Annotated in this window: 11 protein-coding genes and 1 pseudogene; 7 read left to right on the top strand and 5 right to left on the bottom strand. The window is 72.2% G+C overall.

What is annotated here, in order from left to right; all coding sequences use genetic code 11:
* Window position 1: 1 nt before the first annotated feature.
* Together PH203_RS06830 and PH203_RS06825 are read left to right on the top strand one after the other, a co-directional pair.
* Window positions 2-1,024 (top strand): sugar ABC transporter permease, encoded by a 1,023-nt coding sequence (locus PH203_RS06830; RefSeq protein WP_289917510.1) that lies wholly within the window; start codon window positions 2-4, stop codon window positions 1,022-1,024.
* Window positions 1,021-1,908 (top strand): carbohydrate ABC transporter permease, encoded by an 888-nt coding sequence (locus tag PH203_RS06825; RefSeq protein WP_289917508.1) that lies wholly within the window; start codon window positions 1,021-1,023, stop codon window positions 1,906-1,908. Before PH203_RS06830 ends, PH203_RS06825 begins: the two co-directional genes overlap by 4 nt.
* Here PH203_RS06825 and PH203_RS06820 read toward each other — a convergent pair.
* Window positions 1,898-4,108 (bottom strand): glycoside hydrolase family 3 N-terminal domain-containing protein, encoded by a 2,211-nt coding sequence (locus PH203_RS06820; RefSeq protein ID WP_289917506.1) that lies wholly within the window; start codon window positions 4,106-4,108, stop codon window positions 1,898-1,900. The two genes, PH203_RS06825 and PH203_RS06820, sit on opposite strands and share 11 nt — an antisense overlap.
* Window positions 4,105-5,187 (bottom strand): BadF/BadG/BcrA/BcrD ATPase family protein, encoded by a 1,083-nt coding sequence (locus tag PH203_RS06815; protein WP_289917503.1) that lies wholly within the window; start codon window positions 5,185-5,187, stop codon window positions 4,105-4,107. The genes PH203_RS06820 and PH203_RS06815 overlap by 4 nt, the downstream gene beginning before the upstream one ends.
* Window positions 5,188-5,195: 8 nt before the next feature.
* Between PH203_RS06815 and PH203_RS06810 the strand changes: the two genes are divergently transcribed.
* Complete coding sequence (locus PH203_RS06810) at window positions 5,196-6,491, top strand: cellulase family glycosylhydrolase (RefSeq protein ID WP_289917502.1); 1,296 nt, start codon at window positions 5,196-5,198, stop codon at window positions 6,489-6,491.
* 20 nt (window positions 6,492-6,511) lie between these two features.
* Here the strand turns inward: PH203_RS06810 and PH203_RS06805 are convergent, their stop codons facing one another.
* A complete protein-coding gene (locus tag PH203_RS06805; protein ID WP_289917499.1) occupies window positions 6,512-7,987 on the bottom strand; it encodes a glycoside hydrolase family 3 N-terminal domain-containing protein in 1,476 nt (491 codons plus the stop codon).
* Between the two features lie 305 nt (window positions 7,988-8,292).
* Here PH203_RS06805 and PH203_RS06800 point away from each other — a divergent pair, with 305 nt between their 5' ends.
* Window positions 8,293-9,246: a lysylphosphatidylglycerol synthase transmembrane domain-containing protein gene (locus PH203_RS06800; protein ID WP_289917497.1), complete on the top strand. Its 954-nt coding sequence runs from the start codon at window positions 8,293-8,295 to the stop codon at window positions 9,244-9,246.
* A 365-nt stretch (window positions 9,247-9,611) separates the two neighbouring features.
* Here the strand turns inward: PH203_RS06800 and PH203_RS06795 are convergent.
* Window positions 9,612-9,893 (bottom strand): annotated as a pseudogene (locus tag PH203_RS06795) (MFS transporter); the annotation flags it as partial.
* Between the two features lie 108 nt (window positions 9,894-10,001).
* On the opposite strand from PH203_RS06795, the gene PH203_RS06790 reads away from it, so the two are divergent.
* Together PH203_RS06790 and PH203_RS06785 are read left to right on the top strand one after the other, a co-directional pair.
* Window positions 10,002-10,703, top strand: coding sequence for an RraA family protein (locus PH203_RS06790; RefSeq protein WP_289917493.1), 702 nt, complete (start codon window positions 10,002-10,004; stop codon window positions 10,701-10,703).
* A gap of 182 nt (window positions 10,704-10,885) precedes the next feature.
* Window positions 10,886-11,800, top strand: coding sequence for an LAETG motif-containing sortase-dependent surface protein (locus PH203_RS06785; RefSeq protein ID WP_289917491.1), 915 nt, complete (start codon window positions 10,886-10,888; stop codon window positions 11,798-11,800).
* Between the two features lie 563 nt (window positions 11,801-12,363).
* On the opposite strand, the gene PH203_RS06780 is transcribed toward PH203_RS06785, so the two are convergent.
* On the bottom strand, window positions 12,364-13,821 hold the full coding sequence (locus PH203_RS06780; RefSeq protein WP_289917488.1) for an MFS transporter: 1,458 nt from the start codon (window positions 13,819-13,821) through the stop codon (window positions 12,364-12,366).
* 184 nt (window positions 13,822-14,005) lie between these two features.
* On the opposite strand from PH203_RS06780, the gene PH203_RS06775 reads away from it, so the two are divergent.
* Window positions 14,006-14,359 carry a helix-turn-helix domain-containing protein gene (locus PH203_RS06775; protein ID WP_289917485.1) on the top strand — a complete coding sequence of 118 codons (354 nt, stop codon included), beginning with the start codon at window positions 14,006-14,008 and terminating at the stop codon, window positions 14,357-14,359.
* Window positions 14,360-15,056: the final 697 nt, after the last annotated feature.

The raw sequence follows: 15,056 nt of genomic DNA, 5'->3' as shown, positions 1-15,056 counted from the left end.
GGTGACGGCTCAGATCACGAAGCCGGTGTCCGTGCCCGGCGCGGAGAGTTCCGGCTCCGCGCGGGGCACGGCCACCCCGGCCCGCGCCCGCCGGCTCGCCCGGGCGGTGCTGCCCGGTCCCTCCGCCGGCGCCAACGGGGCGGCGATGTACCGCCGTTGGTGGCTGCCGTGGCTGTGGACGGCACCCGCGATCGTGTGCGCGGTGGTGTTCGGAGTCTTTCCCTTCCTCAACACCGTCCTGCTGTCGTTCACCGACGCCAAACCCCTTGGCGGCGCCGCGAGTTTCGTCGGGCTCGACAACTACACGCGGATGCTGGACGACTCGGACTTCTGGCTGGCGACCCGCAACAGCCTGCTGTACGCGCTGATCGTCGTCCCGTTGATGGTGCTGCTGCCGCTGATGCTGGCGGTGCTGGTGGAGAAGAACCTCCCGGGCATCGGCTTCTTCCGGTCCGCCTTCTACACCCCGGTGCTGGCCTCCAGCGTGGTCGTGGGCTTGAGCTGGCAGTGGCTGCTCGCGGACGACGGGCTGGTCAACACCTGGCTGGAGAAGGCCCACTTGATCAGGTCGGCGATACCGTTCCTGTCCGACCCGTGGCTGATCCTGCTCTCCGCCATGGGCCTGACCCTGTGGAAGGGCCTCGGCTGGTACATGGTCTTCTACCTCGCCGCCCTCGGGAACGTGCCGAAGGAGCTGCACGAGGCGGCCCAGATGGACGGCGCCGGCGCGGTCCGCCGCTTCTGGCACATCACGATCCCGGGCGTCCGGCAGGCCATGATGCTCGTCGGCACCCTCACGGGCATCGGCTCGCTCAGGGTCTTCACCGAGATCTACATGCTCGGCAGCTCCACCGGCGGCCCCGGCGGCGCCGACCGCACCCTGCCCTTCTACATCCGGGACGTCGGCCTGGACCCCATCACCGGCAACGCCGGCTACGGCTCCGCCGTCAGCGTCGCCCTGTTCGCGCTGACGTTGGGCCTGACCCTGCTCGCGCAGCGCCTGACGAAGGAGGACGACGCATGACCACGGCCACCGTCCCGGCGGTCAAGCGCCGCCGTCTGATGCCCCGCCTGCGCGACTACGGCCGCCCGCGCGAACTCGTCGTCCGCTACCTGCTGTTGTTCCTGGTCCTGGGCCTCACGGTGGGCCCGCTCCTGTGGCAGCTCCTGGCCTCCCTGAAGGGCACCGGCGAGGACGTCTTCGGCGCCGACGCCACCCTGCTCCCCCACGATCCCACCCTGCGCGCCTACCGCACGGTCTTCGAGCAGGTCCCGGTGGCCACGTACATCAAGAACAGCCTGATCGTGGTCGCCCTGTCGGTCACCAGTCAGCTGGTCTTCTCCACCACCGCCGGGTACATGCTCTCCAAGCCCGGCTGGAAGGGCCGCAGGGCGGTCTGGGTGGTCCTGATCGCCTCCATGATGTTCCCCTTCGAGTCGATCATGGTGTCGCTGTTCCTCAGCATCCGCGACCTGGGCCTGGTGGACAGCCTGGCCGGCGTCTGGCTCCCCGGCTTCGTCGGCGCCATCAACGTCCTGCTGATGCGCGGCGCGTTCCTCGCGGTCCCGCGCGAGATCGAGGACTCGGCGATGCTCGACGGCGCGAACGAGTGGCAGCGCTTCCGGTATCTGTATCTGCCGTCCGCCTGGGGCGCGATCACGGTGGTGGTCATCAACACCTTCATCAGCGCCTGGGACGACTTCCTCTGGCCGCTCATCGTGCTCCGCTCGGAGAGCAACATGACGCTGACGCTGGGCCTTTCACGGCTGCAGAGCTCGTCGTTCGGCTACGACCAGCGGATGGTCATGGCGGGGTCGGTCATCTCCGTGATCCCGGTGCTGGTGCTGTTCGTGATCACCCAGCGGTGGTTCTACAAGGGCGTCTCGTCCGGAGCCGTCAAGATCTGAGGTCCACGACCACAGGCACGGCACGCAGAGCCGCCCGGGCCGACTCCGCGACACGGATCTCGGCGGAGCCGGTCCGGGCCTCCCCCAACGACAGGGCGACCGTACGGCGTTCGCCCGGGGCCAGACCGACGCCCTCGAACGCGCAGAGTTCGAGGGTGCGCGGCCAGCTGGAGGTGATCAGCCGCCTCAGATAGACCTGGACGACCGTACGGCCGTACCGCGTACCGGTGTTGGTGACGTCCACCGTGACCGTGCCGTCGCAGACGCGGGGCGTGCCGTACGCGAAGTCCGTGTACGACAGCCCGTGCCCGAAGGAGTACCGCGGCTCGGCGCTCTCGTCGACGTAGCCGCCGTACTCGGTGTCCTTGTGGTTGTAGTAGACGGGGAGCTGGGCGGCGGAACGCGGCACGGAGAGCGGGAGCCGTCCGCCGGGTTCCGCGCGCCCGAGCAGCACCTCGGCGACGGCCTCCCCGCCCCACGGCCCGGGGTACCAGGCGGTGAGCAGCGCCCCGGCCGTGTCGGGCACGACGTGCGGGCGCCCCTGGATCAGCACGACGGCGGTGGGCGTCCCGGTCGCGACGACGGCGTCCAGGAGCCGGTACTGGGCGGGCCCCAGCCGCAGTTCGGCCAGGTCGACGCCCTCCCCGCAGGTCATCTCGGACACGGCGTTGAGGGCGGCCCCGTTGGCGTCGAACTCGGTGTCGGGGGTCCGGGCGCTGCTGCCGCCCAGCACCAGTACGGCCAGGTCGGAGGCGGCGGCCGCGGCGACCGCCGCGGGGATGCCGGAGAGGTCGGCGCCGGTGAGGGAGCAGCCGCGGGCGTGCCGGATGTCGACGCCGGGCGGGGCGAGCCGGCGCAGGCCGTCGAGGACGCTCGCGCCGGTGCCGGGGGGCTGCGGGGCGGTGTAGTCCCCCAACTGGTGTGTGGTGGTGGCTGCTTGAGGGCCGAGGACGGCGACACGGGTGACCGTGTCCGGGATCGGCAGGACGCCCTTGTTGTCGAGGAGTGTGACGGCGGCCCGGGCGAGTTCCCTGCTGATCTCCGCACCTCCGGTGGGTGCAGGGGGTGGCGGCGCCCCTTGTCCGCGGTCGAACAGCCCCAGCCGGAACTTGAGCCGCAGTACGCGGGCGACGGCGGCATCGAGGACGGACTCCTTGACGAGCCCTCGCTCGACCGCCTCCTGCAGATGCGTGAACCCCTCGTCCCAAAGGCTCAGATCGACACCGGAGTTGAGCGCGAGGGCGCCTGCCAGGACCTTGTCGCCGGTGATCCGGGCCAGCCGGTCGACGGCGAGCCCGTCGGCCATGACGAGTCCGTCGAACTCCCAGGTCTCCCTGAGGAGTTCGGTGAGCAGGGCGCGGTTGCCGGAGCAGGGCATCCCGTCGACCTCGTTGTACGCGGCCATGACGGCGGCGGCCCCGGCGCGGACCCCGGCACGGGCCGCGGGCAGGTGGATCTCGTGCAGCTCACGCCAACCGAGCTCGGACTCGGCGGAGTTGCGGCCGCCGACGGTCGCGCCCTGTCCGGCGAAGTGCTTGAGGACGACGGGGGCCTTGTCGGCGGCGAAGTACTCGCCCGGGCCGCCCTGCATGCCCCGCACAAGCGCCTCGGTGAGCCGCGCCGCGAGGTGGGGGTCCTCGCCGAAGCACTCCTCGGTGCGTCCCCAGCGGGGGTCGCGGGCGATGTCGAGGGCCGAGACAAGTGCTACGTGGCCGCCCCGGGCGCGGAGTTCGGCGGCTGCGTGGGCTGCGGCCCGTTCGTACAGCTCCGGGTCCCACGTGGCGCCGACGGCCAGGTTGACGGGCAGGACGGTGCCGTCGAGGGCCATGAGCCCGTGCGGGACCTCCTCGACGAACAGCGCGGGGACACCGAGGCGGCTCCGCTCGACGACGTGCCGCTGCACCGACTCGGCGAGTTCCGCGGCTTCCTCGGCACCCGGCCCGTTCCCGTACGCCACGCCGGACCAGGCGTCGGCGCGCTGGAGACCGTAGAGCGCGCCGAGGCCCGCGAACCGCTCGGTCTCGGCGTACAGGGCGTCGGTGAGTTCGTAACTCCCGTCGGCGGTACGGCGATAGGCGTCCCAGCCGTACATGCGCTGGTTGACCTGGCCGACCTTCTCCCGGAGGGTCATGCGGGCGAGGAGGTCGTGGACGCGGGCTTCGACGGGGGCGGCGGGGTCGCGGTAGAGGGGCTCGTTCACCGGTCGCCCCCGGAGTGCGCGAGCCGGGCCAGCGCCACGGCGCCCCGGCAGCCGTCGGTCACCCAGTCGAGGGTGAGGCCGAGGGCGTGGAGGCGGGTGGCCAGGGGGGCGGTGAGGGGGCCGTCGGGGCCGAGGAGGCCGCCGGTGGCGACGAGGGGTTCGCCCGGGCGTGGCTCCAACGCCCTTACGGTGTCCGTCAGTTGATCCGCCGCCTCGGCCAGGATGCCCGCCGCCACCGCGTCCTTCTCCCCGGCCGCCTCGACGACGAGCGGCGCGAGCCGGGCGAGCCGGATCGGGGGGTCGGCCATGACGGCCGGGAGCAGGTGCCGGCGGTAGTCCTCGCGGCGGGCGGGCGCCCAGCCCGACGTACCGCCGCCTTTTCCGTCGTACGACGAACCGTCCGACGTACCGCCGCCCTTCCCGTCATACGACGAACCGCCCGTCGGCAGCGCCTCCTCCGGCACCCCGAGCGCCCGCCCCACCAGGATCGCCAGCGCCGTGCCCGGCCCCCGTCCGTCCGCCATCCGCAGTGCCGCCCGCACCGCGCTGCGCCCGATCCAGAAGCCGCTGCCGTCGTCGCCCAGCAGCCACCCGTCGCCGTCCACCGTGGTCGTGGCGCGGCGCCCCGTGATCCGCATCGCGACCGCGCCGGTGCCGGCGACCAGGGCGAGTCCGTCGGAGGGGGTGCCCGGGGCCGAGGCGAAGGCGGCCTCGATGTCGCTGCAGATGCCGACGGGGCCGGGCGGGACGCCCAGCCGTCCGAGGGCCGCGGTGAGCGCGGTGCGGGCGCGGACGTACCCGGGGTCGGCCGGGGAGGCCCCGGTGGCGCCCGCGAAGCCGCCGGCCACGGCGACGACCCGGCCGCGCGCCGACTCCGGTACCGCCGCGGCGATCGCCTCGGTCAGATGGTCGGTGAGCTGCGGTTCCGGGACCGTCAGGGCGTTGCCCGGGCCCCCGGCGCCCTCGCCGAGGAGCCGTCCGTCCACGACGGACGCGCACATCGCCCGGGTGCGTGTGCCGCCCGCGTCGAGACCGACGACGAGACCGTCTCCGGAATTCTGGTTCAAATCATTGCCCATCGCTGACTATGGTGGTTGATACATTCGCGCAGGACAAGAGCCGACCGGCATCGAACTCTCACCGAACCGGCACCCAACCCGAGGAGGATCCCATCGGTACGCTCCGCTTCGGCGTCAACTACACGCCCCGCCGCGGCTGGTTCCACTCCTGGCAGGACTTCGACCCGGCGCACGCCCGCGAGGACCTGGAGCAGATAGCCGCCCTGGGGCTCGACCACGTCCGCGTCTTCCATCTGTGGCCGCTCCTCCAGCCCAACCGGAACCTCGTCCGCCCGGCCGCCGTCGACCAGCTCGTCCAGCTCGTCGACATCGCGGGCGAGACCGGGCTCGACGTCCTGGTGGACGGCGTCCAGGGTCATCTGTCGAGCTTCGACTTCTACCCGGAGTGGACCCGCAGCTGGCACCACCGCAACGTCTTCACCGACCCGGACGCCGTCGAGGCCCAGGCGGACCTGCTGCGCGCCCTCGGACGCGCCCTCGCCGGCCGCCCCCACCTCCTCGGCCTCCAGCTCGGCAACGAACTCAACAACCTCGTCGAGCACAACCCGGTGACCCCGGCCGAGGTGGACCACTACCTCGACACCCTCCTCGCCGCCGCCCGGGACGGACTCGGCGCGCAGGGCGGCCTGGTCACCCACTCCGCGTACGACGCCGCCTGGTACGGCGACGACCACCCCTTCACCCCCGAGGCCTCGGCCCGCAAGGGCGATCTGACCACCGTGCATCCCTGGGTCTTCTCCGGCGGCTGCGCCCAGCGCTACGGCCCGCGCTCCCCGCAGGTCCGTCATCTCGCCGAGTACGGCACCGAGTTGGCGAAGGCGTACGCCGACGACCCGGCCCGTCCGGTGTGGGTCCAGGAGACCGGGGCGCCGGAACCGCACATCCCGGCCGCCGACGCCCCGGAGTTCGCGCGGGCGACCGTACGCAACGCGGCCGGGTGCGAGAACCTGTGGGGCGTGACGTGGTGGTGCTCCCACGACGTCGACCGTTCGCTCGTGGACTTCCCCGAACTCGAGTACACGCTGGGCCTGTTCGACGCCACGGGCCGCCCCAAGCCGATCGCCGAGGCGCTGCGGCAGACGATCGCCGAGCCGCTCACCGCCCAACCCCGTGACACCGCCCTGCTGTTGGACTGCACACCGGGCACCCGGTCGCTGTCGGGTCCGGGCGGGGCGTACTTCGAGGAGTGGATGCGGTTGCGGACGGAGGGGGCGCGTCCGGCCGTCGTACTGGCCGAACGGGCCGAGGACGAGGGGTACTTGGCGGCGCGCGGCATCAAGGAGGTCCTGCGACCGTCGTCCTGATCGGCCTGCGACCGTCCTGATCAGCCGCCGATGAGCACCTCTGCGACGGCCCGCAGATTCACCCGCCCCCGCCCGTACGAGCACAGCGCGCCGCCCTCCGGCAGCCCGGTGTCGACGCGTATCGCGTCGGGCCGCCGGGCCAGGAGGGCGGCGCGCAGATGCGCCTGCCAGGGGTGGAGCCCGGCATCGGAGGTGGCGACGATCAGCGGACGGCCGCTGCGCAGGATGCCGTCGACGAGGGCCGAGGGATACTCCGGTTCACCGGCGATCGCCGTGCCGACGGCCGACGGGTCCAGGGCCCGGACCTCGGTGAGCAGATCCTCGCCGCCCCAGTTCAGGGCGGGGTGCGGATGCGGGAACAGGTCGACGACATGCGCACCGCGCACCGCGGCCGGCGCACCCTGGCCGCGTACGGCCCGGCGCGCGGCCTCCAGACCGGCGCCGGCGTCCCACGGGGCGACGGCCGTGGCCGGGGTCGCGTACCGCTCGGCGAGCCGCCGCACCCGTTCCGCCGCCTCCCGCACCCGCTCCTCGGCCAGCACACCGGAGGCGAGCGCGTCGAGGACCGCGTCCCGGCAGGCCAGCGTGACCTCGAGGTCCGGTACGGCGACGATGACCTGGTCGGCTCCGGCGGCGAGGGCGATCCGGGCGCCCGCCGCCTCGCCGTACTCGTCGGCGATCGCCTTCATCTCCAGGGCGTCGCTGACCAGGACCCCGTCGAAGCCGAGGTCGTGCCGGAGCAGATCGCCGAGGATGCGGCGGCTGAGGGTGGCGGGCCGGTTGGCGTCCAGCGCCGGGAAGACGACGTGCGCGCTCATCAGCATCGGCACCCCGGCGGCGACGGCGGCCCGGAAGGGTTCCAGATCGGCGCGGAGCGCGTCGATCGGCCGTGGGTCGACCGCGATGCCGTGGTGGCTGTCGGTGTCGGTGCCGCCGTGGCCGGGGAAGTGCTTGGCGCAGGAGGCGATGCCGCGCCCCTCGGTGGCGGTGATCCAGGCACGCAGATGCCGGGCGGCGAGTCCGGGTCCTGCGCCGAAGGAGCGGGTGCGCACGATCGGGTTGCTCGGCAGGTGCTGGAGGTCGGCGACGGGCGCGTACGAGACGCTGATGCCGAGGGTCGCGAGGTGCCCGGCGAGGGCGTCGGCGCAGCGGGCGGTGAGGTTGGGGTCGTCGGCGACGCCGAGGGCGTAGGAGCCGGGGACCTCGGGCGCGCCCGCGCCGACGAGATGGCCGATGCCGCCGCCCTCGTTGTCGATGGCGACCAGCAGATCCGGCCGGATCGCCCGCAGCGCGTCGGTGAGCTCCCGGACCTGCTCCGCGTCCCGGACGTTCCTGGTGAACAGGATGACCCCGCCGAGACCCCGGTCGACCAGTCGTTTCAGGGTGTCGGGGAAGGTCGTGGTGCCGTCGAACCCGGCGACGAGACAGCGGTGCGCGGCCTCGTCCAGGTCGGACGGGAGGACGGGGTCGGCGGTCGTGTGCGCTGTAGGGGCCACGTCCGGATTCTTCTGGCTGATTCAGCCGAAAGTCAACATCATGCCGGATAGTTTGATTCACCACCTGTCTTGGAGCGGTGCATTTGCGGTGCTCTCCTCGGCCAGTTGTCGTGCAGCTTTCGGCTCCAGGACACCCCGGCGTCACACCGCACGGGCACATTTCCGTCGTCCCCAGGCCCTCCCCGAGCCGTCCCCCGGCTCCCCCGGCTCCCCTGCTCGCCGCTCGCCCTCCCCCCGCTTTCCGCTCCCCCTGCCTCCCATCCGCCCGTCCCCCGCGGGCGCGACATGGAAGGACGACGTGTGCCATGACCACGCTCCCGCTCTCCGTCCCCACCCCCGGCGCCCGCCTGACCCGCATGGCGCTGATCCTGCTCCCCCTCGCGCTGATCGCGGCCTGGCTGCTGATCGACCGCCGTTCCGCCTACGACGGTGCCGCACTGCTGGTCGGCGCCGACCCCTGGTGGCTGCTGGCCGGGGTCTTCTTCACCTGCCTCGGCTGGGTCGCGGCGGCCTGCGCCCGGCAGGGGGCCGTCCCCGAGAGGTTGCCGCCGGGCCCGCTCCTCGCCTCCCAGTTCGCCGCCGGCGCCGCCAACCACGTCCTGCCCGCCGGCATCGGCGCCCACGCCGTCACCCTGCGCTTCCTGCAGCGCCAGGGCGTCCCGCTGACCCGCGCCACGGCCTCCCTCGCCCTGTACTCGCTGGCCAGACCGGTCGCGAAGACCGTCGTACTGGCCGCCTTCGTCCTGGCCTCACCCGGCCTGCTGCACCTCGGCGAGCTCGTCCCCGACCGGCGCGCGCTGCTCGTCCCCGCCGTGGCCGTGGCGCTCGGCCTGATCACGGTCGCCCTGCTGCTGACGTTCGTCCGCCCCGTACGCGGCTTCGTCCGCACCGCCCTGACCGACGTACGCCTGCTGCACACCCGCCCCTCCCGCGTCCTCGCCCTGTGGGGCGGCGCGGCCGCGACCCCGCTGCTCCAGGCGGCCGTGCTCACCTGCGTCGGCGCCGCGCTCGGCCTGCCGCTGTCCTGGACCCAGGTGACGTTCGCGTTCCTCGCCGCGAGTACGGCGGTGGGGGCGGTGCCGGCGCCGGGCGGCATCGGGCCGGTGGACGCGGCGCTGGTGTTCGCGCTGGTCGCCTTCGGCACGACGCTGGGTCTGGCGACGGCGACCGTGGTCGGCTACCGGGTGCTGACGGTGTGGCTGCCGCTGGTGCCGGGGGTGCTGGTGTTGTCGGAGCTGGTGCGGCGGAAGGTGTTGTGAGGGGGTGAGAGGGCGGAGGGTGCTGTGGGGTCCGTGGGCGGCGGAGGTGCTGTGGGGTCTCGATGGGTGGTCGAGGGTGCCTGTGACGTCCGTGCACGCCAAGGTGCGGGGAGGTCCGTGCACGGCCGGACGCGCTGCGAGGTCCGTGCACGGCCAAGGTGCAGTGGGGGCCGGGACGGTCAGGCCGGTCGTTGACGAGGAACCAGGCGAGGACCGAGTAGACGGTGGTCAGTGCCCTGACGATCGTGCCGGTGCTGCTCCTCGTCCCGACCCGCACCTCGTACGTGTCGCTGATCATCGTGGGCTTCGTCCTGGGCCCGGGCGCGGCGCTCGGCATCTTCGGCATGGGCATGGGCGGCGTCGCCCAGCGGGAACATCACCCGCGCCCCGTAGCGGTCGGTGAGCGCGCTCACCGGCACCCGTCCGAGGGAACCCACCAGCACGGGGATGGCGACCAGTTCGGACTGTGCGAAGGACGCCATGTGGAGGTCGTCGTCGAAGTCCGAGGCCAGCGGGGCGATCAGGTTCCACGCCCAGAAGGTGAGCGCGAACCCGACGGTGGCCGTCACCAGGTTGCGCCAGGCGGCGGCGGAGGGACGCTCGTCGGACGTCGCCACGTCGGTCATGTGCGCTCCGGACTCCGTCATGATCCCCCGTCCATGGCGGCACGGGCCGGGACTCCGGGCAACTTTTCAGGCGCGGTCTTTACCCCGTCGATCTTGAGAAGAACGGCGGGAACGAGATCGAATGGAACGATGGACACCGCAGAGACCGCAGACACCGCAGCCGGCACCTTCGAGAACGTTCCCCCCACCACCCTCGCCGACCTGCTGGGTCGCGCCCAGGTCATGGACATCGGCATCCGCCCGCTGTGGAACGCCCCGCGCGTCGCCGGTCCCGCCTACACGGTGCGCTGCGAGCCCGGCGACAACCTGATGCTGCACGCCGCGATCCACCGCGCCGAGCCCGGCTCGGTCATCGTGGTCGAGTCCGGCGACCTGGACTACGCGCTGGCCGGCGGCAACGTCTGCGCCGTGGCCCAGCGCCGCGGTGTCACCGCCTTCGTCGCCGACGGCCTCATCCGCGACCTCGCCGAGGTCCGCGAGGCCGCCTTCCCGGTCTTCGCCCGCGGTGTCATCCCCATCCCCGGCACGAAGAAGAAACTCGGCACCCTCGGCGAACCGGTCCGCGTCGGCGGCGTTCTCATCCACCCCGGCGACATCGTGGTCGCCGACGAGGAGGGCGTGGTCGTCGTCCCCGCCGGCCGCCGGGAGGAGATCCTGGAGGCCGCCCGGGCGAAGCTCGCCAAGGAGGCCGAGGAGTCCCTGGACACCTGGGAGGCCGACCACCGGGCCCGCATCGACCGGGCCCTGACCGAACTGGGCTTCACCGACCAGAAGGTGAACCCGCGCGAAGGCTCACAGAACGCCCACGAAGACCAACCGTCACCGAGTTGAGATTGTGCTGAACTCGCGAAAGATTGACGGAAGTTGTGAAAGGCGACAAGAATTCAGGTCGCTCGCTGCTTCTGAAGTGAGCCAAGTGATGCGAGTGGCACCACCACAGACTTCTGCCTGTTCGTGTGTCGGCCGCTCGCGCTCAGCCACCTCCCACATTCTCAATTCCTCAGAGGCACAACTTGACGCGCTCCCCACGCCCCAGAACGTCGGCCGCCCTCGCCGCAACCGCTTTCCTCGCCTGTGCCACCCCCCTGCTCGGGGCCACTTCCGCGAGCGCCACGACGGCAGGCGGCTGCCAGTCCGCCACCGTGCAGTACCGCATCGTCGGCGCCGACGGAAACCCGGTCGGTGCCGACTGGACCTCGCAGGGCGGCTTCCACCAGTGGGACACCGCCCCCGGCACCGTCGAGGTCCGCCTGGCCCCGGGACAGACGGTCGGCGACGGCTGCAAGTACCCGGTCTCGCTGGCCGAGTACACCACCGAAGGCTCCAACTGGTACACCTCCGGCCGCCAGACGCTCGTCGACCACGCCACGGTCTACCTCACCGCCGCCGACCTCGCCGACGCGGGCGACCGGACCTGGCAGAAGCTGTCGGTGAAGTCGCCCGACTGCTACGGGCAGATCGACCTGTACGGCGACGACATCATCTACGACGGCAAGTCGGAAGAGGGTCACGGCCCCGCCCCGTACCAGCCCGACAACATCGTCACCCCGTACCACCTCATCGCGGCCTGGAACGGCGGCGACAAGCCCTGCACCCCCGAGGAGCCCGACTCCCCCACCCCCACGCCCTCGGAGTCGACGCCGACCACCCCGAGCACTCCGCCGGCCGGCCAGCCGCCCGCTCCGGAGACGACGCCGCCCACCACCCCGTCGCCCTCCACCTCCACCACGCCGCCGACCACCCCGGACGTCCCCCCGCTGGAGTCGACTCCGCCCGCCACGCCGACGCCTTCGCCCAGCGACAGCACCCCGCCGCTGGCCGAGACGGGCTCCAGCGCGCCGGCCGGCCTCATAGCCGGCGGCGCCGCCGTGGTGATCGCCCTCGGCGCCGGCACGATCTACATGACCCGCCGCACCCGCCGCTCGTGAGGACGACCGCAAGCAAGGGCATCACGCCGTAGGGCATGCGGCAGCTCCGCCGACCCACACCTCCAGCCGACTCGCCGGAGGCCGGTCGGCGGAGCTGCCGCAATTCGCGCTCACCAAGTCCGCACCGCACCTGTGTCTCAAACCCATGCGGGGCTGGGCGGTACGCCCGGATCAGCCCTCGTCCGGCGTCAGCCGCAGCGAGATGCTCATGTCAGGACGCGGGGCGGCTGTGGTGATCCACAGGACCGGGTGCGGGTGAAGCCCGGGCGGTCCAGTTCGTTGATCTGGACCGAGATGTCACAGACCGTTTCACGCAGGGACGCTTCGAAGGCGCCGGCGAGCACGGCGGGGCGACGTCGCTGATGGTCGCCCGGTCCTCGGTGGATTCGCCGGCAAGGTGCGTACGTCGAGGTTGACGAAGGACTGCTCGTAGGTGCCGTCATCTGTGAAGTAGTGGGTCCGTTGGGAAGCAGTGGGTCCGTGCGGACGAGGCGGCTCTTGAAGTCCTGGAGGCGGAAGCCTCCCGCGGCGGCGAGTTCGGTGTGCGGCTCGGACGGACGCGGTCAGCGCGCGTCGGCGGCACTGGGAGCGGGCTCGGTCCGGGGCGCGGCGGAGGGGGGCGCCGGTTCGGCGGACGGCGTGGGCCTGCGCAGGCCGATCGCGCTCAGCACCCCGCCGATCACGAGCGCGACCACCGCCCAGACCAGGGCGGCCCGCAGCCCGGACAGGAACCGGTCCGAGGACGCCTGTCCGACGAGCAGGCCCATCACCGCGACCCCGATGAGCCCGCCCAGCTGGCGCGAGGCGTTGAGGACGCCGGAGGCGATGCCGGCGTTGACCGGGTCCACCGAGCCCAGCATGGCGTTCGTCATGGACGGGACGACCAGGCCGAGGCCGAATCCGGCGATGACGAACTGGACGGCCATCTGCGCGTAGGCCCCGGAGTCGACGACCGGCACGGTGGCCAGGTAACCGACGGCGGCCAGGGTGTTGCCGGTGATCAGCACCGTACGGGCGCCGTGGCGCTTGACGAGCGGGCCGCACAACAGGTTCGCGATCATGATGGCCGCCGTCATCGGCAGGAACGCGAGCCCGGCGCCGATGGGCGAGTAGTCCCAGATCTGCTGGAAGAAGAGGCTGAAGACAAAGATCAGGCCGTAGAAGGAGAAGTTGAGCAGCCCGCCGATGAGGGACGTGGCGGTGAACGCCCTCCGGCCGAAGAGGTGGAGGGGCAGCATCGGGTCCCCGCTGCGGCGCTCCGCGGCGACGAAGCCGGCCAGCGCGACCAGGAAGACCGCGAGGCAGGTCAGGACGGTGGCCGAGGTCCAGCCTTGGGCGTTCGCCTCCACGATCGCTCCGGTGAGGGCACCGAGGCCGACGACGGCCAGCAGCTGACCGGGCAGGTCGAGCGAGCGGCGGACCGAGGCGTCGCGGGCGCGGGCGGGGGCGGGACGCGCGTAGGCCCGTACGAGCACGATGCCGACGGCGGCGATCGGGACGTTGACGTAGAAGATCGAGCGCCAGCCCAGCGAGTCCACCAGGAGGCCGCCCACGACCGGGCCGAGTGCGAGGGCGAGTCCGCCCGCGGCGGCCCACAGGCTCACGGCGCGGGTGCGCTCGGCGGGGTCGGGGAAGTTGGTGTTCACGATCGACAGGGACGACGGCACGATCATGGCGGCGCCGACTCCCTGGACGACGCGGGCCGCGATCAGGGCCACCAGTGAGGGCGCGGCACCGCACGCCAGGGACGTCACGGCGAAGAGCGCGAAGCCGAGCATGAAGATCTGCTTGGGGTCGTAGCGATCGCCCATGGCGCCGGCGGTCAGGAGGAAGGCGGCGAAGGTGAGCGTGTAGCCGTTGATCAACCACTCCAGGCCGGACAGGCTGCCTCCGAAGTCCGCGGCGAGCGCCTTGGTGGCGACATTGACGACGCTGACGTCCAGGATGACGACCACGAAGCCCAGACAGGCCGCGACCAACGTCAGTCCCGGCCGAGCGGTGTGGGGTCGGTTGTGTGGCACGGGCCTTCCTTCCAGGGGTGCCGAAGGCAGGGTGGGGGGACGGAAGCCGGGCGTTGCGCCTCCGACTCCGCTAGAGTGTTCGCTCATAGACGAACACTCGGAGTGTACGCAGATCATCGAACACTCTGCAATCCGTGCACGGCACGCGTCACGGGCCGAGCGAGTCGGAACGGAGCATCCAGTCATGGCGGAACAGACCCAGCAGCGGGCGGCCGCGGGCCACCGCGCCCCGCCGGTCCACACGGATCCGGACGACGTGTCGCTGGAGACGGCGCTGCTCGCCCTCGCCGACCCGGTCCGGCAGTCCCTGGTACGGGAGTTGGCGCAGGCCGGCGACTGGGAACGGCCGTGCGGCAGCTTCGACGTGCCGGTCACCAAGGCGACGCTCAGCCGCCACTTCACGGTGCTGCGCGAGGCCGGGCTCCTGGAGCAGCGCGATGCCGGACCCAAGCGGCTCAACCGACTGCGCCGGGCCGAGTTCGACGCGCGCTTCCCCGGCCTCCTCGACCTGGTCCTCCGCCACGACGGGACCGCCTAGGCCCTGCCGGCGTCGGCCGTCGGGCGGCCCCGGGTCACACCTGGACAGCAGCGGCAGTGCGCCCGCCCAGCGTTCGGCCGCCTCGCGCAGCTGCTGCGGATCGATGTCGCCGCCGGCCGTGAGGTGCGTGGTGACCTGTGTGGTGCCGGGCATCAGCGCGCGGGTGTACGCGAACACCGCTTCGACGTTGCTGAGCCTGCGCAACCGGGCCACGGAGCTCACTCCTCCTCCGGCCGGGGTGTCCACACCGACGGATGCGACAGCCGTACGCCGTGGCTCGCGACATCGATGGTGACCCGGTCTCCGTATCGGCGGCCCGGAAGCCGGCGTGGAAGCTGATGCGGTCGGCACCGATGTAGACGTAGTGCACGCGTCCGGGGTGGTGGAGCGCCCGGTACGAGAAGAGGCGGGACATCATCGTGGACAGGTCGTGGTGGCGGGCGTCGGTTCCGGTGATGAACGAGCCCTTCCACGCACAGCTGGGCACAGCAGCGTCAGGAGAAACTGCGTGTCCTCATGGAGAAGTCGCCGGCCCACGAGGATGACGACGCCACCGTTCGGTTGGAGCGATGCATGTCCGCCGGCAACACGCTGCGGGACACCTGTCTGGGGCCCCTCTACCGGTGGCCCCAGTCCGCCGACGAGAGGGTGGCGCTGCCCATCGAACTACGCGCGCTCCTGAGGATCGCTCTCACCG

The sequence above is a fragment of the Streptomyces sp. S.PB5 genome (genome assembly GCF_030403745.1).
Taxonomy (GTDB): domain Bacteria; phylum Actinomycetota; class Actinomycetes; order Streptomycetales; family Streptomycetaceae; genus Streptomyces.
The sequence above is the reverse complement of the archived record's forward strand: the minus strand, read 5'-3'. Positions and strand labels throughout refer to the sequence as shown.

Excerpts from the sequence above, each read along its gene's own strand:
- PH203_RS06825 (WP_289917508.1), top strand. The coding sequence starts at position 1,021 with ATGACCACGGCCACCGTCCCGGCGGTCAAGCGCCGCCGTCTGATGCCC.
- PH203_RS06815 (WP_289917503.1), bottom strand. The coding sequence starts at position 5,187 with ATGGGCAATGATTTGAACCAGAATTCCGGAGACGGTCTCGTCGTCGGT.
- PH203_RS06810 (WP_289917502.1), top strand. The coding sequence starts at position 5,196 with ATGGTGGTTGATACATTCGCGCAGGACAAGAGCCGACCGGCATCGAAC.
- PH203_RS06800 (WP_289917497.1), top strand. The coding sequence starts at position 8,293 with ATGACCACGCTCCCGCTCTCCGTCCCCACCCCCGGCGCCCGCCTGACC.
- PH203_RS06790 (WP_289917493.1), top strand. The coding sequence starts at position 10,002 with ATGGACACCGCAGAGACCGCAGACACCGCAGCCGGCACCTTCGAGAAC.
- PH203_RS06775 (WP_289917485.1), top strand. The coding sequence starts at position 14,006 with ATGGCGGAACAGACCCAGCAGCGGGCGGCCGCGGGCCACCGCGCCCCG.